At 62.8% G+C, this 20425-nt stretch carries 20 protein-coding genes and 1 pseudogene; 12 read left to right on the top strand and 9 right to left on the bottom strand.

Annotated features, from left to right (window positions below; genetic code table 11):
* Positions 1-16: 16 nt before the first annotated feature.
* The gene (locus NHF53_RS13175; RefSeq protein ID WP_252834558.1) at positions 17-520 is read right to left on the bottom strand and encodes a hypothetical protein; all 504 of its coding nucleotides are present in this window, start codon (positions 518-520) and stop codon (positions 17-19) included.
* Between the two features lie 370 nt (positions 521-890).
* Between NHF53_RS13175 and NHF53_RS13180 the strand changes: the two genes are divergently transcribed.
* Genes NHF53_RS13180 through NHF53_RS13190 form a run of 3 tightly spaced genes read left to right on the top strand, consistent with a single transcriptional unit; the run spans position 891 to position 2509 of the window.
* Positions 891-1199 carry a hypothetical protein gene (locus tag NHF53_RS13180; RefSeq protein ID WP_252834559.1) on the top strand — a complete coding sequence of 103 codons (309 nt, stop codon included), beginning with the start codon at positions 891-893 and terminating at the stop codon, positions 1197-1199.
* A gap of 10 nt (positions 1200-1209) precedes the next feature.
* On the top strand, positions 1210-1767 hold the full coding sequence (locus tag NHF53_RS13185; RefSeq protein WP_252834560.1) for a hypothetical protein: 558 nt from the start codon (positions 1210-1212) through the stop codon (positions 1765-1767).
* 22 nt (positions 1768-1789) lie between these two features.
* Entirely contained in the window at positions 1790-2509 is a 720-nt protein-coding gene (locus NHF53_RS13190) for a hypothetical protein (protein WP_252834561.1), read from the top strand.
* 199 nt (positions 2510-2708) lie between these two features.
* On the opposite strand, the gene NHF53_RS13195 is transcribed toward NHF53_RS13190, so the two are convergent.
* The 5 genes and pseudogenes from NHF53_RS13195 to NHF53_RS13215 all read right to left on the bottom strand — a co-directional run bounded on the left by NHF53_RS13195 (position 2709) and on the right by NHF53_RS13215 (position 7037).
* The gene (locus NHF53_RS13195) at positions 2709-2987 is read right to left on the bottom strand and encodes a BrnA antitoxin family protein (RefSeq protein WP_252834562.1); all 279 of its coding nucleotides are present in this window, start codon (positions 2985-2987) and stop codon (positions 2709-2711) included.
* Positions 2971-3180, bottom strand: a pseudogene (locus NHF53_RS13200) (BrnT family toxin); the annotation flags it as partial. The pseudogene NHF53_RS13200 and the gene NHF53_RS13195, both read right to left, overlap by 17 nt.
* 125 nt (positions 3181-3305) lie before the next feature.
* Positions 3306-4544 carry a saccharopine dehydrogenase family protein gene (locus NHF53_RS13205; RefSeq protein ID WP_252834563.1) on the bottom strand — a complete coding sequence of 413 codons (1239 nt, stop codon included), beginning with the start codon at positions 4542-4544 and terminating at the stop codon, positions 3306-3308.
* A gap of 50 nt (positions 4545-4594) precedes the next feature.
* Complete coding sequence (locus NHF53_RS13210; protein ID WP_252834564.1) at positions 4595-5692, bottom strand: carboxynorspermidine decarboxylase; 1098 nt, start codon at positions 5690-5692, stop codon at positions 4595-4597.
* A 283-nt stretch (positions 5693-5975) separates the two neighbouring features.
* Positions 5976-7037 (bottom strand): ABC transporter ATP-binding protein, encoded by a 1062-nt coding sequence (locus NHF53_RS13215; protein WP_252834565.1) that lies wholly within the window; start codon positions 7035-7037, stop codon positions 5976-5978.
* 347 nt (positions 7038-7384) lie between these two features.
* On the opposite strand from NHF53_RS13215, the gene NHF53_RS13220 reads away from it, so the two are divergent.
* From NHF53_RS13220 to rbsK, 6 genes are all read left to right on the top strand, one after another.
* Positions 7385-9025, top strand: coding sequence for an extracellular solute-binding protein (locus NHF53_RS13220; protein WP_252834566.1), 1641 nt, complete (start codon positions 7385-7387; stop codon positions 9023-9025).
* Between the two features lie 65 nt (positions 9026-9090).
* On the top strand, positions 9091-10209 hold the full coding sequence (locus tag NHF53_RS13225; protein WP_252834567.1) for a carbohydrate ABC transporter permease: 1119 nt from the start codon (positions 9091-9093) through the stop codon (positions 10207-10209).
* The gene (locus NHF53_RS13230) at positions 10209-11120 is read left to right on the top strand and encodes a carbohydrate ABC transporter permease (protein WP_252834568.1); all 912 of its coding nucleotides are present in this window, start codon (positions 10209-10211) and stop codon (positions 11118-11120) included. The genes NHF53_RS13225 and NHF53_RS13230 overlap by 1 nt, the downstream gene beginning before the upstream one ends.
* 14 nt (positions 11121-11134) lie before the next feature.
* The gene (locus tag NHF53_RS13235; protein ID WP_252834569.1) at positions 11135-12151 is read left to right on the top strand and encodes a LacI family DNA-binding transcriptional regulator; all 1017 of its coding nucleotides are present in this window, start codon (positions 11135-11137) and stop codon (positions 12149-12151) included.
* A gap of 58 nt (positions 12152-12209) precedes the next feature.
* Complete coding sequence (locus NHF53_RS13240) at positions 12210-12671, top strand: RbsD/FucU family protein (protein ID WP_114364648.1); 462 nt, start codon at positions 12210-12212, stop codon at positions 12669-12671.
* Positions 12668-13597, top strand: a complete 930-nt coding sequence (gene rbsK / locus NHF53_RS13245) for a ribokinase (RefSeq protein ID WP_252834570.1) — start codon at positions 12668-12670, stop codon at positions 13595-13597. Before NHF53_RS13240 ends, rbsK begins: the two co-directional genes overlap by 4 nt.
* Positions 13598-13687: 90 nt before the next feature.
* On the opposite strand, the gene NHF53_RS13250 is transcribed toward rbsK, so the two are convergent.
* The 3 genes from NHF53_RS13250 to NHF53_RS13260 all read right to left on the bottom strand — a co-directional run bounded on the left by NHF53_RS13250 (position 13688) and on the right by NHF53_RS13260 (position 16886).
* On the bottom strand, positions 13688-15199 hold the full coding sequence (locus tag NHF53_RS13250; protein ID WP_252834571.1) for a tripartite tricarboxylate transporter permease: 1512 nt from the start codon (positions 15197-15199) through the stop codon (positions 13688-13690).
* Positions 15200-15249: 50 nt separating this feature from the next.
* Entirely contained in the window at positions 15250-15708 is a 459-nt protein-coding gene (locus tag NHF53_RS13255) for a tripartite tricarboxylate transporter TctB family protein (RefSeq protein ID WP_252834572.1), read from the bottom strand.
* Between the two features lie 203 nt (positions 15709-15911).
* Positions 15912-16886 (bottom strand): tripartite tricarboxylate transporter substrate binding protein, encoded by a 975-nt coding sequence (locus NHF53_RS13260; RefSeq protein WP_252834573.1) that lies wholly within the window; start codon positions 16884-16886, stop codon positions 15912-15914.
* Positions 16887-17257: 371 nt separating this feature from the next.
* On the opposite strand from NHF53_RS13260, the gene NHF53_RS13265 reads away from it, so the two are divergent.
* The 3 genes from NHF53_RS13265 to NHF53_RS13275 are packed head-to-tail and all read left to right on the top strand — an operon-like array spanning position 17258 to position 20398.
* Positions 17258-17935, top strand: coding sequence for a response regulator transcription factor (locus NHF53_RS13265; protein WP_112687822.1), 678 nt, complete (start codon positions 17258-17260; stop codon positions 17933-17935).
* Entirely contained in the window at positions 17922-19313 is a 1392-nt protein-coding gene (locus NHF53_RS13270; protein ID WP_252834574.1) for a sensor histidine kinase, read from the top strand. Before NHF53_RS13265 ends, NHF53_RS13270 begins: the two co-directional genes overlap by 14 nt.
* Positions 19310-20398 carry an ABC transporter substrate-binding protein gene (locus NHF53_RS13275; RefSeq protein ID WP_252834575.1) on the top strand — a complete coding sequence of 363 codons (1089 nt, stop codon included), beginning with the start codon at positions 19310-19312 and terminating at the stop codon, positions 20396-20398. The genes NHF53_RS13270 and NHF53_RS13275 overlap by 4 nt, the downstream gene beginning before the upstream one ends.
* Positions 20399-20425: the final 27 nt, after the last annotated feature.

Below are 20425 nucleotides of genomic sequence, written 5' to 3' on the forward strand. Positions count from 1 at the left end.
AGGCGAACGGGAGTCCTCAGCGCCACTCGTGCAACTTGGCACCCACCAGCGGCCGGGACGTGACCAGCGGCAAGGTGCTGGCTGGGCGCTCCGCATAGGCGAGTGCCTCGGCTTCGTCGTTGAGGCCGATGAAGATCATCGACAGCGAGCGGGCCTTTGGCGCGCCCTTCTTGCGGTAGGAAAAGCGCACGGCGCAGTGGGGAAAGGCCTCGTCCAGCACGGTGCCCTCGGGCAGCGCGTCGGCGAGTGCCAGATGGGCGCCGAGCCCCAAGAACCGGTCGATTGCGGCAAAGGCGGTCGCCTCCGGCAACTGCTTGTTCTCGGTCGATCCGGGCGCGCGACCCCAGAAGAGGCTGTCGACGACACCCTTGGCCCGCTTCGTCTTCAAGACCACCAGCCCGCCGGCGGCGGCGAGCTCCATATGGGCGTCCCAGGTCTGGAAACGCTCCGGATGTTCTCCGAGTTCGGCCACCAGCGGGCGGAGGTCGGCGATCAGGTCGGCATAGAGGGCAGGGGGCATGGTGGGGTCTCGGGGCGCGCGGGTGATGGGTTGTGTCAGTTGGGCCTCCTAGCATGGCGGGGGCGGGGTGGATACGGGGGAGAGTGTGCGCTGGCACTCTTGTTGCCGTTCTACCGAAGGCTTCTCATGCCGTTCGTCGAGGAAAGGGGGCCGGCTTGTTCCCGTTTGCCCGGATTAAAATCCCGCCCTTCCTGACAGAAGGCCGTTAGGAAGGGGGCGACTGCCTCGGGACTGGCATGGCAGCTTGGCGATCGGCAAGGGAACGGTCCGCAACGGTTTCCTTCGTTGTTTATTGATTTCAATCAACGCGCGATATGTGTTCCTATGAGATCATGTCACGGAAGTTGTGCTGGAGGATGCCATGAGAGATATGTCAGTTCTCTGTCTTGGCGGCGGGTCTGTTGCCTGGCAGGCGGAATACCGTGGATCGAGCCAGAGCGGGTATCTGGAAGAAGGGGCCGATGTCAGTCCTTTGGATGCTTTCGTCGTGATCCTGACGCCCCTTGAAGGCAACACATCGCGGATCGCCATCGAGAGCCGCGATCAGAGCATTCGTATCGATCTTTATCGGGTGAAGGAGGATGCCGTATCGCGTCTGTCCTCTGTGATGCCCTTGCAAGCCCGAGACCTGGTTCTGGAGGAAGGGGAGCGCATTCTTGCGATCCCTGTCAAACGATAGGAGGTACGTCATGGCGGATGCATCTGAAGCAAGCATGGGAGATGTGGACCTGAGGTCGGTCATGACCCGGGGCGACGAGAGCGGCTTCGATCTGGCGGCTTTGGGCCGGCTGGCGGATGTCCGGCGCATGCTCAATAACAGCCTTACGGTCAAAAATCTCGATCCGGGAAACCATCTTCTGGGAACCTGGATCGACTGGGGTGTCGGGTCGAACGGCAATCCGATCACCAGCCAGCTCCATATTCCACCGGGCGGGCAGCAGCGGATCGAGAATTGTCAGTACATGACCATCATGTTCCACCAGATCCAGATCGATCCGCCGGTGGAATTGATCAACAACGGCAATTACATCTGCTTTTACGAGGTGACGAAGCTGCTCGGCAACGGGGTCACCCAACCGCAGCAGATCGTCAATCCGTGGCCCGGAGCCAGTTCCAAATATGAGCTGGATGTGGGGCAGCGGCTGCTTGTCGCTCCTCAAGGTATGCACCGGTTTGTCCTGAACTACGACCCTCGGCTCGCCACGCTGGATTTGCCGGCCGTGCAAAAGGCGCGCAAGCGCCTGTAGGTCGCGCGACAGGGAGGCGGCGATGTCTGGCGTTCTGACCGCACTGGAAGACGCGCGGCTCGAAATCGGGAACCCGGCGCATTCGCCTGCCCTGATCATCGGGCGTTTCGACTATGCCCAGGCCGAGGATCCGGCGGTGGTGAATATCGCTGCCGGGTCGCAGATGCATTTTGAAAAATTCTCCCGGCTGACCGTCAAGGCGAGCGGAAAGGGTGGACAAATAACTGTGCGGAATACGTCTCCGCTGGTGATCGATGTCTACCGCGAGGCTCCGGCCAGCCGCGTGCTGGAGCGAACGTTAGGGGTCGGGGAAGGTTGGAACGCCGGGATCGGCGAAAATGAGCAATTGTTCTTCCTGCCGCGAACCGATCCCTATATTCCCCCGCAGCCCATCATCGCCGAAGCCCGTTACAATCGCGGCAATCCGGCGACCAGTCAGGACAATTCGGTGTTCCTGCGCTGGATCTATCCGCCCGACCATATGGGCAGGATACAGGGCTTCAACGTCTACAAGGCCTTTTATGACGGCGCGATGCCCATCGCGATCCACCGCCTCAACCTGCAGCCGCAAACCGGCGTGACTGCCGTGATTGCCGACTATGGAGTCTCCGGCCGGGAGAACCACCGCTACGCGATCACGGCAGTGGGCCGGAACGGGGTCGAAGGGCTTTTCTCCAACATCATGGTCCTGGATTCCGGTTCCCTCTGGGGGCTGAAAGATGCTGGCATGATCCCGCTCTGACCTTCGAGATCATTCCTTTTTTGCCGGCGAATGCCCCAGGGCCTTTTCCAGGCTCAACTCCCGCGGCTGCAGCCGGCACTTCGGTCATCCGCCATCCGAAAGCCAGTCCTTTCAAGGCATCAAGGCGTGTGCCATTTCTGCCTTGCCCTTGCAGTAAACGGCGACCGGTGCTGCGCAGAACCTTGCCGGTCTTCGGGGATCATCGCTTTGCCGTCGATGTATCAACCTTCTCGGCAAGCCAGATCTTGATCAGCGATTGATAGGGCACGTCACGCTTGCCGGCGGCGATCTTGATCTGCTCCAGCAGAGAGTTGGGCAGACGTAGCGAGATCGAGGTGGATGATGGCTTCAGGTTCGGCAGTCGCACCTTCGCTGCCTTGCTCCAGTCGACATGATCGGCGGAGTCATGATGTTCCCAATAGGTCCGCTCTTCTGCTTCAGTGCTGAAGTGCGGCACGGGCTCAGGCTTCCTGCTCATAATAGCTCCGCTCCTTTCGGCTCATATCCCGGGCTGAAATCACCCGGATTCTCGTTTCTTTTGCCCGAAGTGTGAAGGTAACATGGAGCAACCTTCCGTCATCGGCGCGACCGAGCGCATGAATCCGCGGTTCGCCGATACTATGCCTGAGATCGGGAACCATCAGCAGAGGTTCGTTGAAAAACACCTGCTCTTCAAGATCGGAGACTAAGGAAGGACGAAAGAAACCTCTCGCGCGCCAACCGGTGGAGACTGAAAACCCCGCCGAATTTCTCCGGCGGGGTCGTCATTCCCTCAAGCCTCAAGCCCTCAATCGGCTCAGAACTCGACAGCCCTATCACCGTTCTCGTCCTGGATGCGGGTCGGCAGGCCGATCTTGTTCAGGAGGTTGATGAACGGCTTCGGCGGCAGTTCTTCGACGTTCGCCATCTGCTTCACGTCCCATTCGCCGGTGGCGACCAGCATCGCGGCGGCGACGGGCGGGACGCCGGCCGTGTAGCTGATGCCCTGGCTGCCCACTTCGTTGTAGGCTTCTTTGTGGTCGGCCACGTTATAGATGAAGACGGTCTTTTCCTTGCCGTCCTTCAGGCCCTTCACATAGTCGCCGATGCAGGTCTTGCCTTCGTAGTTCGGGGCAAGCGAGGCCGGGTCGGGCAGGCAGGCCTTGACGACCTTGAGTGGTACGACTTCGGAACCGTCGGCGAGCTTGACCGGCTGTTCGGAGAGCAGGCCGATCGACTTCAGCACGGTAAAGACGTTGATGTAGTGGTCGCCAAAGCCCATCCAGAAGCGGACGTCCGCACCGTCCATGTTCTTCGCCAGCGAATGCACTTCGTCATGGCCGCAGAGATAGGCGCGGCGGGTGCCGACGACCGGCAGATCGTAGTCCTTGCCGATCTCGAACATCTTGTTGACCTTCCATTCGCCGCCCTGCCAGGAATAGACGACGCCGGTGAACTCACGGAAGTTGATTTCCGGGTCGAAGTTCGTCGCAAAATACTTGCCGTGGCTGCCGGCATTGATGTCGACGATGTCGACGTCGGTCACCTTGTCGAGGTACTCGTCCTTGGCAAGCCGCGCATAGGCGTTGACGACGCCCGGGTCGAAGCCGGCGCCGAGGATGGCGGTAATGCCCTTTTCCTTGCACTCGTCCGCGCGCTTCCACTCATAGTTTCCGTACCACGGCGGGGTTTCGCAGATCTTGTTCGGCTCTTCGTGGATCGCGGTGTCGATATAGGCCACACCGGTGTCCATGCAGGCGCGTAAGACCGACATGTTGAGGAAGGCCGTGCCGACATTGATGACGATCTCGGACTTGGTCGAGCGGATGAGCGCCTTGGTGGCTTCGATGTCGAGGGCGTCGAGCGCATGGGCTTCCAGAACGCCCGGCTGCTTCATCGCCTTCTTCTCGTGAACCGAGGCGATGATCGCGTCGCACTTCGCCTTGGTGCGCGAGGCGATGTGGATGTCGCCGAGTACGTCGTTGTTCTGCGCGCATTTGTGCGCGACCACCTGGGCGACGCCGCCGGCGCCGATGATGAGCACGTTCTTCTTCATAATGGGACCAACTCCTATGTCCAATCGTCAGAACCCGTTCCTGAGGGAGTTCAGGACAGGCTTTGTTCGTAGTCCGTGTAGGAAAACTCGCGGACCGTTCTGATGCTGCCATCCAGTTCCCGGATGGCGATTGCCGGCATTTTCACGCCGTTAAACCAGTTTTTCTTGACCATCGTGTAACCGGCTGCGTCCTGGATCGAAATCCGGTCACCGACCTTCAGTTCGTCCGGAAAATCGAACTCGCCGAAGATATCGCCGGCGAGGCACGACTTGCCGCAGACCATGTACCGATGTGGTCCCTGGTTGGGGGAGACCTTCGCGCTTTCACGATAGATCAGAAGATCCAGCATGTGCGCTTCGATGGACGAATCCACCACGACAAGGTCCTTGCCGTTGTAGAGCTTGTCGAGCACGGTGACTTCGAGCGTGGTCGACCTGGTAATGGAGGCTTCGCCGGGTTCCAGGTAGACCTGGACGCCGTAGTCGCCGGCAAAGCGCTTCAGCCGTTCGGCGAAACGGTCGATCGGATAGTCCTCGCCGGTGAAATGGATGCCGCCACCGAGGCTGACCCAGTCGGCCTTTTTCAGGAGCGGGCCGAACTTTTCTTCGATGTCGCCGAGCATCCTGTCGAACAGGTCGAAATCCTTGTTCTCACAGTTGTTGTGGATCATGAAGCCCGAGATCAGGTCCATGACCGGCTCGACCTTGGCGAGGTCCCATTCGCCGAGGCGGGAGAAGGGACGGGCCGGGTCGGCGAGATCGAAGGAAGAAGAGGAGACGCCGGGATTGAGGCGGAGCCCGCGGATGATGCCGGCGGACTGCTTCTCGAAGCGCTGCAACTGGCCGATCGTGTTGAAGATGATCTTGTCGGCATGGGAGACGACGTCGTCGATCTCGTAGTCGGCATAGGCGACCGAATAGGCGTGCGTCTCCTTGCCGAAGCGCTCGTGGCCGAGGCGCACCTCGTTGAGCGACGAGGAGGTGGTGCCGTCCATGTAGTCGCGCATGAGGTCGAAGACCGACCAGGTTGCGAAGCACTTGAGCGCCAGAAGAGCCTTCGCACCGGATGTCTCGCGCAGATACGCAATCTTCTCCATGTTGCGGAGGAGCTTCGTCTTGTCGATCAGGTAATACGGAGTCTGGATCAAGGTTTGCCACGCCTCTCTGGTGAAAAAGGTTGCGGATTCTTTGAATCCGCGTTCCCACCGGCGCCCTCACGGCGCTCGATGGGAAGGCCGATCCACCGCGCTAGCGGGGTCCTAGGGAATTTGGGGCAAATAGGCAACCCGAGTCCGACATATCAGGCGTTTTTGGCGCGATCGGGAGATGGTTCACCGTGACGACGACTGGCGGTGCCGTCACGGTGAACCCGCAGGCGGGGGGCATTCCGATCTCTCGAAATGCCGCCCGCCGGCAAAGGCGCGGGAGACCTTATCGCAGCGTCTTGCCGCTCTGTGCGTCGAAGAGATGCAGCTTGTCCGTTCGGGGAGAGACGACGACTGCCTCTCCGGGGGCGAAGTCGTGCCGTTCCGTCAGGACCGACACGATTTCGCTGCCGCCGTAGCGCAGGAACACCATGGTTTCGTGACCGGTCGGTTCCGTCACGACGATCGTCGACTTGAGACCGGTGGCGCCGAGTGACAGGTGTTCCGGCCGGACGCCGAGCTGCACCGCCTGACCGTCGGTCGCTTTCGGCTCAAAACCGAGCGCAATCTCGTCGCCCGTCTCGGTCACGAACAGATTGCCGTCGGCTTTATACCTGCCACGAATGAGATTCATCGAGGGTGAGCCGATAAACGTTGCGACAAACGTGTTGTTGGGCCGGTCGTAAAGCTCCAGCGGAGAACCGATCTGCTCGACGTTGCCGCCCTGCATGACGACGATCTTGTCGGCCATCGTCATCGCCTCGACCTGGTCGTGGGTGACGTAAATGGTCGTCGTCTTCAGGCGTTGGTGCAGTTCTTTGATTTCCTTGCGCATCTGCACACGCAGCTTGGCATCGAGGTTCGACAGCGGCTCGTCGAACAGGAAGACTTGCGGCGATCGGACGATGGCACGGCCCATCGCTACGCGCTGACGCTGACCGCCGGAGAGCTGGCGCGGATAGCGGTCGAGATAGGGGACGAGATCCAGCGTTTCGGCGGCTGCCTGCAGGCGCTGCCTGATGACATCGGCGGGTTGCTTTTGCAGGCGTAGCGCAAAGACCATGTTCTCGGCCACGGTCTTGTGCGGGTAGAGCGCGTAGCTCTGGAACACCATCGCAATGTCGCGATCCTTCGGCGGCAGATTGTTGACCGCCTTTCCGCCGATCGAGATCGTGCCGCTGGTAATGCCTTCCAGCCCGGCGACCATGCGCAAGAGCGTCGACTTTCCGCATCCGGACGGGCCGACGAGAACGACGAATTCTCCGTCGGCTATGTCGACATCTATGCCGTGAAGCACGTTGAGGGCGCCGTAGGCCTTTCGAACGCCGGATATTTTGACTTCCGCCATTTTTCTCCTCCTGCCTGACATCCGGCCTGGCGGGCACGAACATGTTCGGCGATCCATTTCTGCCGAACTGCCTGGCGTAAATGCGCGCGGAACTCCTCTCCGCACCGCCGCCTGAAGGCCTTCGGCACCTCCTCCATGAAACGTTTCATTTTCTGTTGACTTTTTCCTCCGGGCGTCTGATGCTCGACATCGAGGCTGAGAGGAGCGGCTTCACTCGAAATATGAAACGTTTCATTTCTTGCTTACCAGATACTTTTGTCCGTGGCTAGCGGCAAAAGGAGGGCCTGCAAGAACCCCGTCACCGGCGAGGCGAAGCGTCAAACGGATATGTGGAGGAGAACACACAAATGAAAGTCGAAATCTATGATGCGCTGATGAAGCGCCAGGCCAGCCGTCGCGACATCCTGCGCGGCACGGCGAGTGCGGCTGCCCTGCTCGGCGTTTCGGGCGTAATGGGTGGCATCCCGGGTATGGCCTTTGCGGCAGACGATCTGCGCGCGCAGCTCTTGCAGATCCCCGGCGTCGGCAAGGGTTCGCCGACGGACGCGGACTGGCAGAAGGTTGGTGAGCTCTGCCTCGGCCCGACCAAGGCGAACGTTGCCGAGGGCGAATTCGCCGGCGTCGAGCTGACGTTCATGGGCCTCAACAACCAGAACCTTCACAACTTCCTGTTCCGCGGCTTCCTGAAGCCCTGGGAAGCCTATACGGGTGCGAAGATCAACTGGATCGACCTCGCGCAGGCCGATTACAACGCTCGCCTGCAGCAGTCCATCGCGACCGGCACCGTCGATTTCGACATCATGGAAATGGGCGCGCCGTTCGAAGGCGACACGGCAGGCCGTGGCCTCCTGGACGAAATGCCGGAATGGGTTGCCGCACAGATCCAGGCCGACGACCTCGTCGGCTATCTGAAGCCGCCAGTCGGCACCTGGGACGGCAAGACCTACCGCGTCACCATCGACGGCGACTGCCACACCTTCGCCTACCGCAAGGACTATTTTGGCGAAGGCTCGATCAGCGGCATGGCAAATCCGCCGAAGACCTGGCAGGAAGTCAATGCCGCCACCAAGGCGCTCGCCGGCAAGACCGACCCGCTGACCGGCCTGCCGGCCTACGGCTATCTCGACCCGCTGAAGGGCTGGGGTGGTTTCGGCTTCTACTTCATCGAGAACCGCGCAACGGCTTACGCGAAATATCCGGGCGATCCGGCATGGCTGTTCGATCCGGAAAACATGAAGCCGCTGGTCAACAACCCGGCTTGGGTGCAGGCCATCCAGGACGTGATGGATCTGATCGCCGCCAATGTCTACCCGGCCGACCAGATCAACGCCGACCCGGGCACCACTGCCTTCTCGCAGTTCCTCGCAGGCACTGGCTCCATGCTGATGTGGTGGGGTGACGTCGGCTCCAGCGCCCGCACGTCCGACACGTCCGTCGTCGGCGATGTCGTCGGCTTCGGCATCAATCGTGGTTCCGACCGCGTCTACAACCGCAAGACCGGCGCCTGGGAAGATAAGTACAACGAAGCGCCGAACATGGCCTACATTGGTTGGGGCATCTACGTCACCAAGCGCGTCACCGGCGACGAGAAGAAGCGCAAGGCCGCGTGGTCTGCCGCAGCCCATCTCGGCGGCAAGGATATCTCGCTGTGGACCTCGGCCTATCCGTCGGGCTTCCAGCCCTACCGTCAGTCGCACTTCAACTATGACGAATGGGCGGCGGCTGGCTACGACCGGGCCTATGTCGAGGATTACCTCGGCTCCAACGCGGACAGCTACAACCATCCGAATGCGGCGATCGAGCCACGTATTCCCGGCATCTTCCAGTACTACTCCGTCGCGGAAGACGAGCTCGCCAAGGGCTTTGCCGGCCAGTACAAGTCGGCCCAGGAGACGGCGGATGCGATTGCTGCGGCATGGGAAAAGATCACCGACCAGATTGGACGCGAAAGCCAGCTGAAGCTCTACCGGGCGAGCCTCGGGCTTTGATTGATTGAACCGGCCGGCCGGCGGAAGCCTTCCGCCGGCCGGCATTCGTCCAAACGAGGAAATCCATGTCTATGGTCGACGGCGATCTGCTGCACACGGTGGAGACGGACTCCATTTCCCAAAGCCGGAAGCTCTGGGGCAGGGCAGCTCTGTGGTTGAGTGTCCTCTGGCTTCTCACATCCTTCTGTCTGCAAGCCGCGCATGATCTCGGCTGGACGAGCCTGGGCTTCGAGAACTGGCGCCCGGTTCTTTATGCGTATTTCATCTGGGCGTGCATTCTCTGCGTTACCCGGGTGGTGATCTATGGCGAGACCGGGAAGAAAGCGCTGTTCGTGCTGCCCGCGGCACTCTTCGTCATCTCCATGGTGGTGTTCCCGCTTCTCTTTGCGTTGTGGATCGGCTTCTCCGACTGGAACCTCGCCTCGCCGACGGGACGGCGTTTCAACGGCCTCGACAATCTGCGGCGGATGATTTCCGATCCGTTCTACATCAACGCGCTCGTGAACATGATCTATTACTGTCTGGCGATCGTGGTGGAGTACGCGATCGCGTTCGGGCTGGCGCTGTTGCTCAACCAGAACATCGTCGCGCGAAAGTTCTGGCGGGTCACCTTTCTGGTGCCGCTGATGCTGTCGCCGGTCGCCGTCAGCTGGATGGTCGGCAAGTCGATGCTCGAAACACGCTTCGGCCCGATCGCGCGATTTGCCCGTTGGCTCGGCTGGGAAAATCCATCCTTCTTCGGGGACCCCCTGACGGCAAGGCTGTCGATCATGATCATGGACGCCTGGACCTTCATCCCGTTCATGATGATCATGCTGCTCGCCGGGTTGCAGGCTCTGCCGAGAGAAGTCCTCGAGGCAGCCGAGGTCGATGGCGCGACGAAGTGGCAACGTTTCTGGAAGGTGATCTTCCCGCTGATGCTGCCGGTTTCGGTAACGGCCGTCATGATCCGCATCATCTTCAAACTGAAGCTCGCCGACATCATCATCACGGTCACGACCGGGGGGCCGGGCGGTGCGACCGATTCCGTGACGAGCTTCATCTATCGTGAATACCGCGACCGATCGAATGTCGGCTACGGCACCCTGCTGGCGCTCGCCTATCTGGTGATCATCGTGATTGGAATGACGCTCCTGATGAAGATTGCCGACCGTGTCGTGCAACGTATGACGGGAAGGCTATGATGGTTTCTGTTGATCTGGACAAATTCGATCGCCGGCAGCGCATGCGCTGGTGGGCCATGCGCTTCGTCGTCTATGGCCTCCTCGCGATCTGGGCGGTCATCTGCATCTTCCCGGTGTTCTGGACTGTCACGACGTCCTTGAAGATCGCTGCCGATGTGATGCGCGGCAATCTCGTTCCGCTCCTCGACTTTCAGCCGTCCTGGCTCGGCTGGCGTTCGCTCGGGCTTTCTCCCGACACGATTTTCGAGACGTCCACGGTGCGCGCCGAATTCATGCGCCGGTTCTGGAACAGCGTGGTCATATCGGGGATGTCGTCGACGCTGGCGGTCTTTCTCGGAACACTCGCCGCCTATGGTCTTAGCCGCTTCAGCTACAAGTTCGGCTATATGCGGAACTCCGACATCTCCTTCTTCTTCCTGTCGCAGCTCATCATGCCGCCGGTCGTGCTCGCGCTGCCGTTCCTCGTTCTCTACAAGCAGCTTGCGCTTCTCGACACTTACGTCGGCATGATTGCGGTCTATACGCTCATGGTTCTGCCGATCGTGGTCTGGATCATGCGCGACCAGTTCGCCACCATACCCGTGGAGCTTGAAGAAGCCGCCCTGGTTGACGGTCTTTCGATCTGGGGGGCCTTCTCGCGCATCATCGTCCCGCTGGTTCTGCCGGGCATGATCGCGGCGTTCATCCTGGCGTTGATCCTCTGCTGGAACGAGTATTTCTTCGCCGCCCTGCTGACGTCGACCAACACGAACACGCTACCGGTGATGATTGCCAGCCAGACCGGCAGCCAGGGCATCAACTGGTGGTCGATGGCGGCCCTGTCCACGGCCGGCATCCTTCTGCTGGTTTTTGTCGGTGTCCTGCTTGAAAAGCACATCATCGCGGGTATGACTGCCGGGGCCGTCAAGTAAGAGCGGGAGCTGGCATGCGAAAGACGCCCACGGTCAAGGATGTTGCTGTTGAGGCGGGCGTTTCCGTGGGTACGGTCTCGCGTGTTATCGCGGGGGAGGCGGCGGTAAGACCGGCTCTCAGGGAGAAGGTCAACGAGGCGATCGCGAAACTGGGATACCGCCCCAACGTGACCGCGCGTGCCTTGCGTACCAGCAAGACGGACGTGATCGGCCTGGTCGTTCCGGACATCACCAACCCGTTCTTTGCGCAGCTGGCGGCGAGTGTTGAGCGCGCCGCGCTCGAAGCCGGTCACATGGTGATGCTGGCCAGTTCGCATGAGGATCTCGAGGCCGAACAGAGCCACATCCTGGCATTCCTGGACCGCTCGGTGCGCGGAATCATCGTCGTCGCGTCCAACGGCAACTCGGATCTGGAAATCGATGCGCCGGTGCCGATCATATCGCTTGACCGCCGCTTCGGCTCGTACCCGCTGGTCTCGACCGACCACGCGCAGGCCGCGTCGCTGGTCGTCGATCACCTTTACGCGCTGGGGCACCGCCGGATTGCCTATATTGCCGGTCCCCCTGAAACCGAGGCCGGGCGCATGCGCCGGAAAGGCTTCGTGGACCGGGCTCAGCAACTGAGCGAGGCAGGCGAGGAGATCGAGCTCGAAATCGTCGCGGGCCGCTTTGACTACGAATCCGGCGAAAGAGCCGCACGCGCACTGCTGGCGCGGGAGCCCGGCGACCGGCCGACGGCAATAGCCGCCGCCAGCGACCAGCAGGCCATCGGGGCGTTGCGGGCTGCCAGAGACTTCAAGGTCGACGTGCCGGACGAATTGTCGGTGGCCGGGTTCGACGACATCACGCTGGCCAAACTTGTCGTGCCGCGCCTGACGACGGTTCGTCAGCCGACCGAGCGGTTGGCTGCACGCGCCGTCGAGCGTCTCCTGGATCAGAATTCCCCGGACGAGGACGAAATGGTCGAGGGCTCGCTGATTGTTCGCAGATCGACGGGGCCTGCGCCAGGACGCGGGCCGAGCCTCACCTGAAGAACGACCAGAAACATGAAGAAAACCCGATAACTGCGGAAAAAGAGGGACAAAGGACATGTTGAAAGGGATCAGGGCCGAACTGAACGGCGCCATTCTCGAAGCACTGAGCACCATGGGACACGGCGATTTCCTTGTGGTCGCCGATGCGAACTTCCCGTCCGATGCGATTGCCCGGCAAACCCGCATCGGCAAGCTCCTGACGATGGACAACATTCCCGCGCCGCGGGCCATCGACGCGATCCTGTCGGTCTTTCCGCTGGACACGCCGGTTCAGCCGTCGGTCGGCCGCATGGAAGTGATGGGCAAGCCCGACGAGATCCCCGGGGTTCAGGCGGAGGTACAGGCCATCGTCAATCGCGTGGAAGGCCGCCCGTCTCCCATGTACGGCGTCGAGCGGATGGCCTTTTACGAGGTGGCGAAGAAGGCCTATTGCGTGATCGCGACCGGCGAACTGCGTTTCTACGGATGTTTCCTGCTGACGAAGGGGGTCATTCCGGCCGAGGACGTCGTCAGATGAGCGCGCGCCGCGGTATTGTCATTCTCGGAATTTTCGCCGCCGACACGGCCTACAAGGCAAAGCGCCTGCCGCGGATCGCCGAAACGATCATGGGTTCGGGCTTTGCACTGGGGCCCGGTGGCAAGGGCTCCAACCAGTCGATCGCCGCTGCCAAGGCCGGCGGGGAGGTGACCTTCATCTCGCGGGTCGGCAGGGATCCGTTCGGCGAGATGGCGCTCTCGGCCTACAAGGCCGCCGGGGTGAGGGCCAATGTCATTCAGATGGACGACGTGCCGACGGGCGCCGCCTTCATCTTCGTGAACGAGGAGAATGGCGACAACGCCATCATCGTCGCTGCCGGGGCCGCAGGTCTGATCGGCATCGAGGACGTCGATGCCAACCGGCAAGATATCGAGAATGCCGCGATTTTCATGACCCAGCTCGAGCAACCGATCGAAGCGGCCATCCATGGCCTTTCGATCGCCAGGGCGGCAGGCGTGACGACCATTCTCAATCCCGCGCCCGCCCGGCCGCTTCCCGATGACATATACCCCTTGTGCGATTTCTTCGCGCCGAACGAGGTGGAAGCGGCCGAGATCGTCGGCCATCCCGTCGAGACGGATGAACAGGCCCGCGCCGCCGGCGATCTGCTGCTGCGAAAAGGTGTCGGAGCTGCCATCATCACCCTCGGGGCCCGTGGCGCACTCTATCACACGGCGACGACGAGCGAGTTCGTCCCTGCCTTTTCCGCCGGCAAGGTCGTCGATACGACGGGCGCGGGCGATGCATTTCTCGGCGGGTTCGCAACCGCGCTCTCCGAAGGCCGGGATCCGGTGGAGGCCGTGCGCTTCGGCTGCGCAACGGCGGCAATCGCCGTGACGCGGCCGGGCACGGCCCCGGCGATGCCGACGCGCGCCGAGATCGACGCGCTTCTTCCAAGAGTCTAGTCGAACACGTTATCCGCCAAGACACGTGCGCCGCGCCGACGCTTGAGCAAGCGGTCGGCGCGGCGCTCTCTCGGGAGACTTCTTTGATCGTCAGGCGGTCAGAGCCGCCTGCCTGATCCGCTTCTTCGCACGGTACGACAGATACCACGGCAGGATCGCAACGCCTGCGGCCATGAGCCAGAGAACGATCGAGATCGTGCTCTGGAAGAGGATCGAGGGATCACCGCCGCTGATCGCCAGCGCGTTGCGCAGGTTCACCTCCATGACGCGGCCGAGCACGAAACCCAGGATGAGCGGTGCCATGTCGAAGCCCGCCTTGCGCAGGAGCCAGCCGATCATGCCGATGCCGAGCATCAGGAAGATCGAGAAGACCGATGCGTGGGTCGAATAGACGCCGACGATCGAAAGCACCAGGATGCCCGGAACCAGAAGCCAGTTCGGAACGGTCAGGACGCGGGCGAAGATGTTGACCAGCGGCAGGTTGAGGGCGAGCAGGATGAAGTTGCCGACGAAGAGCGAGGCGACGAGACCGCCGACGATCTCTGGCCGTTCGGCAAGCAGCATCGGGCCCGGCTGGATGTTGTAGAGCATCAGCGCGCCGAGCATGACGGCGGTTGTCCCTGAACCCGGAACGCCGAGGGTGAGCATCGGCACGAAGGCGCCGCAGGCGGTCGCGTTGTTGGCCGCTTCCGGGGCCGCCAGGCCGCGGACGTCACCCTTGCCGAAGGTTCCTTCGGTGTCGGAGATGCGCTTTGCGGTGGTGTAGGAGATCGCACTGGAGACCGAGGCGCCGGTTCCCGGCAACACGCCGACGACAAAGCCGATCACCGAGCTTCTGAGTGCGGTGCCGGTGCACTTCACGACATCCGCCCATTGGGCGGTCATCCGGCCGAGATCGCGGATCATGGTGAAGCCGCGCCCCTGGTGTTCCAGGATGATGAGGGCTTCGGAGATCGAGAAGAGGCCGATGACCAGCACGACGAATTCGATGCCGTCACCGAGCTCGGGCTGGTCGAAAGTGAAGCGGTATGCGCCGGAGGTCGCGTCGATGCCGACGGTCGCCAGCATCAGGCCGAGCGTGCAGCCGATCAGCGTCTTGACCGGCTGGTCGCCCACCATCGAGCCGAGGGTGGCAAAGGCGAAGACCATCAGCACGAAATATTCCGCCGGGCCGAAACCGATCGCCAGCCCCGCGAGGAGCGGCGCGAACAGGGCGAGTCCGATCGAGCCGAGGATACCGCCGACGAAGGAGGAGAGGCCTGAAAGCGCCAGCGCCTCGCCGGCGCGGCCCTGTCTCGCCATCGGATAGCCGTCCATCGCGGTCATGACGGCGCCGGCATCGCCGGGGACGTTGAGGAGGATCGAGGAGATGCGGCCGCCGTATTCGGCGCCGCAATAGACGGAGGCGAGCAGGATCATCGTGCTCTCGGGCGGCAGCCCCATGGTGTAGGCGATCGGCAGCAGGAGCGCGATGCCGTTGATCGGCCCGATCGCCGGAAGCGCGCCGACCATGGTGCCGATGAAGCAGCCGACGAAGCCGATCAGCAGGTTCTGCCAGGTCAGCGCGACGCCGAAGCCTTGGGCGAGATATTCGAAGTTCATGACTATGACCTTTCCCGGTTAGGGGAGACGTGTTCGGTGGTGCCGTCGGCTCAGCCGAAGAGCGCGCCGACCGGCAGATAGACCTCGAGCAGCCAGGCGAAAATGACCCACCAGAGCGCGGCATGACCGGCAGCCCCGATCACGGCCTTGAGCGGCGGGGCCCCGAAGATCATCCCGGTGCCGAAGGTTAGGAGGAAGATCGACGCGGCAAAGCCCGCAGGCTCGAAGACCGCAACGCTGGCGATCAGTATGACCGGAACGGCCAGCACCCGCAGCAGAAGTACCCCGGAAGGGAAGCCTTCCGCGCTTCCCGGCGAACGCAGATAGAAGAGCGCGAGCACACCGAGAATGCCGGCGAGGATCAGGGGCACGGCCCGCGGCCCCAGCGGATCGGAGGAGAAGGAATAGTCGATGCGGCTCGCGCCGATGCCGTAGGCGATCGCGAAGGCGAGCACGCAGATCGCGCCGATGCGTCCGGTGAGGAGGGTTGTTCTGCTATGGTCTGACATGGATCGGTCTCCACTCTTCGAGAGGGAACAGCTTGCACGAACGGACCGAATGTGCGTGCGACGGCTCTGCCGTGCGGCACAAACCGTGCCTTCGGGTCGCGGCATTTCGGGCATGACGCTCTCGCGGCGACCAAGCGGGCCGGCCGGAAACGACCTTCCGGGCTTTCTCCCGGAAGGTCCCGTCGTGCGGGTTCAGGCGGCAATTACATGCCGGCTTCCTTGGCGAGGATCTTGAAGCGGGCGACGTCGTCCTTCACGCGCTTGTCGAAATCCTTGCCGAGCAGGGTGAATTCGAACAGGCCGCGGGCTTCACGCTCCTTGGCGAAGTCAGGCGTCTTGCTCATCTTTTCGAAGGTGGAGACCCACCAGTCGTAATCGGCGTCGGATACGTCCTTGCCGACATAGTAACCGCGCCAGACCGGCCAGTCGATATCGAAGCCCTGTTCGCGAGCAGTCGGGACGCCGGAGAGTTCTCCTGACAGACGTTCCGGTGCCATGACGGCGAGGATGCGGACCTTGCCTGCAAGGTGGTGCTTGCCCATTTCGGCGGCGTCACCCGAGCCGACCTTGATGTGGCCGCCTTCGAGCGCGGTCAGAACCGCACCACCGCCTTCGAGCGCGACGTAGCGCATGGCTTTCGGATCCTGACCGGCGGACTTGGCGAGCAGCGAGCCCTTCATCCAGTCCTGCGAGCCGACGGCACCGCCGCCGCCGATGGCGAAGCTGTTCGGATCAGCCTTGTAGGCTTCGACGAGTTCGCCGAGCGTCTTGTAGGGGGAATCGGCCGAGACGACGAGCACGCCGTAGTCTGCGCCGAGAGCGCCGAGCCAACGGACGGCGTTTTCGTCATACTTGCCGAACTTCCCCTGTGCGATGAGGAGTGCCGAGCCGGACGAGGCGGCGGTGATCAGGTTGCCGTCCGTCGCGCGCTTGCCGATGACGTGGTTGTAGGCGACCGCACCGACGCCACCTTCCATGTACGTCACCGCCATCGGCGTTGAAATTTCCTTGGTTTCGAGCAGCGCATTGGCGGCGAGCCGGCAGGTGAGGTCGAAACCGCCGCCGGGCTTGGCGCCGGCAAGGCATTCCGGCTTCGCCGGTTCGGCGAATGCGGCCGTGCCGGCGGCGAGCGTCACCAGTGCGGCTCCCGCCAGGGTCTTGGTCAGAAAACGGATCATCATCTCTCTCCCATGTGATCTTCGGCGCCCGGCGATCCCGTTCCTTTCTCGGGACCGCCTCGCGCGGTTCGTCTTGCGGCGCGTCCCTCGTCGCGTGAAGAAGGTGCTCCATGATCGGGGAAGAGAAACCATATGCCTTCGGTCGCCCGTCTGCGGGGCGTCGTCGCGACGAGGCCTGGCCACGGGCGCATTCGGCAGTCGTTTTTCGGAGTGCTCCTCCCCATACCTGCCCGGCACTCTCTCCCGGATCAGGCACGCCTGTTTTAGGGCGCAAACCTGTCACAATGCTGTCACGGGTGTTAAGAAGCGTTAGGCATGCCCCGGCCCAAGCCTGTGCTTGATCGGCGGGGCCATCCGTGCCACGGTCAGTCATGCGCATTCTGCTGGTGGAAGATACTCACGATGTCGGTGAAGCGATCATCCGTCGTTTCGAGGCGATCGGGCATACGGTCGACTGGGAGACGGACGGTCGTGCGGCCTCCGACATTCTCGATTTCACCGAATACGACCTGGTCATTCTCGACGTGATGCTGCCGGGCCTCGACGGCTTCGAGATACTGAAGCGGTTGCGCCAGAGCCGCAACGCGGTTCCCGTGCTGGTGCTGACGGCCCGTTCCGAGATCGACGACCGGGTGAGCGCGCTCGACCTCGGCGCCGACGACTATCTCGTCAAACCCTTCGATTTCCGTGAACTCGAGGCGCGCGCCCGCGTGCTCATGCGCCGGCGAAGCGGCGGCGAGGCGACCAACATCATCGCCTGCGGCGACATCGTGCTCGACCGCGCCAACAGGAGCGTGCGCGTCGGCAAGCGGGAGGTGCAGCTGAAGCGCCGGGAGATGACGTTGCTCGAAATCCTGGCGACCCGCCCCGGCCGGGTGTTCAGCAAGGATCAGCTTCTCGATCAGCTCTTCGGCTTCGAAGAGCCGGCCGGCCCCAACGCGATCGAGCTTTATGTCGGCCGGTTGCGCAAGAAACTCGAAGGAGCCCACGCGCGCATCGTCACCGTCCGTGGCGTCGGATATCAGCTGGTTGCCGATGTACAGGCCTGAATCGTCCCTCTTCTCCCGCCTTCTGCTGCGTGTCGCCATCGTTCTCACCGTCGGCGCAGCGATCCTGATGAGTGCGGCGTGGCTCTACGTGCGGACGGCCGCCGACGAGGCCTACGACCGCCTTCTGCAGGGAGCCGCGCTGCAGATGCTCGAAGGGCTGACGGTCGAGGACGGCAAGCTCGTCGTCAACCTGCCGTCATCGGCCTTCGAACTGCTCGGGCTTGCCGGGCGCGACCGCATCTTCTACCGCGTCATCGACGCCGGCGGCCAGACGATGACCGGTTACGAAGACCTCACACCTGACGTCGATCTCGCCGGGGCGCGGCCCGGTCCGGTTCTCATCAACATGCGTTACCGTGGCGAGCCGCTCAGGGTGATCGTGGCGGGCAAGGCGATCTCGGACCCATCCACCTCCGGCTGGGCTCACGTCGTGATCGGACAGACGACGCAGGCGCGGCAGGCGCTCGCCTCCGAGCTCTCCACCCGGGCGCTGGCCTTGGTCGCGGCCATGAGTGCGCTTGCGCTGGCCGGCACGGCGCTTGCGATCCGCTATTCGCTCAGGCCGGTCTCTGCCCTCGGAGAAACGCTCGTCGCGCGCGATCCCCAGGATTTGACGCCGCTTGCGGTCGACGTACCGCGCGAGCTTTCGCCCTTCGTGTCCTCGATCAACCATTTCGTGCGGCGGCTCGACGAGCGCGTGAAGCTCCTCCAGCGCTTCATCGCCGACAGCGCTCACCAGATCCGCACGCCGCTCACCGCGCTTTCGGCGCAGGTCAGCCTGATCGACGAGAACAACCTGCCCGACAGCGATCGCCGGCATCTGGAGCGGGTCCGCAATCGCGCCGGCGAGCTTGCCCGCTTCACCAATCAGCTGCTCAACCATGCGATGGTCATCCATCGCTTCGATTCCGCCCAGCTCGTGCCGCTCGACCTGACGCGGGTCGCCCGCAAGGCATTCCGGGCCGCCATCCCGATCACCATAGACCCCGACATCGTCGTCTCCTTCGAGGCACCGGACGAGGATGTCGTCGTGCTCGGCGACGAACTCAGCCTGCGCGAGGCGATCGTCAACGTGATCGACAATTCGCTGCGCCACGGCACGGTCTCGCGGCTGGAGGTGCGGGTGGTCCATATTCCGGAATTCGGGCTGGTCGAGGTCGAGGACGATGGTCCCGGCATCCCGGAAGCGGACTGGGGTCAGGTGACGAGGCGGTTCGTGACCTCGAAATCGGGCGAGGGGAGTGCCGGCCTCGGCTTTGCCATCTCCTCGGAGGTGGCGGCAGCCCTCGGCGGCGAACTCACCTTCCGGTCGAGGAACGAGGAGCACGGTTTCACCGTCGTGCTGAAGCTGCCGCTGCGCGGCAAGGGGAAATCATGAACCGTTTCTCTGCCGCCCTCGTGGCCGCAATCGTCGCCTGCTTCCCGAATGTCGCGGCCTTCGCCATCGAAGGCGAGCGCGCCGTCTTTCCGGCGCCCGCGGGCGAAAAGGCGAAGCTCGTCATCCACGGCGCGACCGACCTCAACGCGATCCGTCCGCTGATCCTCGACTTCCAGGAGACCATGCCGGAGGTCACCGTCGAGTTCACCGATTACGTGACGAACGACCTCTTCCGTGAGGCGGAAGCGGCCTGCCGCGAAGGTCGCGTCAACGGCGATCTCTGGCTGTCCTCGTCCGTCGACCAGCTCGTCAAGCTTGCGAACGATGGCTGCGCCCGGCCGCACCGCTCCTTCGTGACGGCGCAGGTGCCGGACTGGGCGAACTGGCGGGAGGAGGTTTACGGTTTCACCTTCGAGCCCGCCGTCATCGTCTACGACAGTTCGCGCGTGCCGCCGGAGGATGTGCCGCACACCCATGAGGAGCTTTCCGAGCTCCTGCGGCGCAAGCCGGATGTCTACCGCGGGCGCATCGGGACGTATGACGTGCAGGCCTCCGGCATCGGCTATCTGCTCGCCTTCAACGATGCGCGCCAGGCGCCGACGGTCTACGGGCGGCTGCTGGAGAGCTTCAGCCGTGCGGAAGCCGTTACCCGTTGCTGCAACAGCGAGGTGCTCGGCGGGATCGCGAGCGGCAATCTCCGCATCGCATACAATATCCTGGGCTCCTATGCGTATGCAGCTTATCTGCAGAATCCGAATCTGAAGATCGTCGTGCCGCGCGACTACACACTCGTGCTGTCGCGCGGCGTGCTGATCCCGGCGAGGTCCGCTCGCCCGGACCTGGCGGCCCGGTTCCTCGACTACCTGTTGTCCGGCCGCGGCCAGCGCGTCGCCCGCGAGAAGGCTTTCTTCTTTTCCGAGCGGGCACCACTGCCCGCCGGTGTGGATGGTCCGCCGGCACTGATGGAATCAGGCATCGGCCGACCGATCCGCATCGGGCCCGCCCTTCTCGCCGCTCAGGACAAGGCGCAGCGCGAACGCTTCATCGCCGGCTGGATGGACCTCTTCGCACGGCCGGTGCGTTGAGCCAAAATGCCTTCCAAGAAAAATGCC

It is taken from the genome of Ciceribacter sp. RN22, from assembly GCF_024054295.1.
In the GTDB taxonomy this organism is placed as follows: domain Bacteria; phylum Pseudomonadota; class Alphaproteobacteria; order Rhizobiales; family Rhizobiaceae; genus Allorhizobium; species Allorhizobium lividum.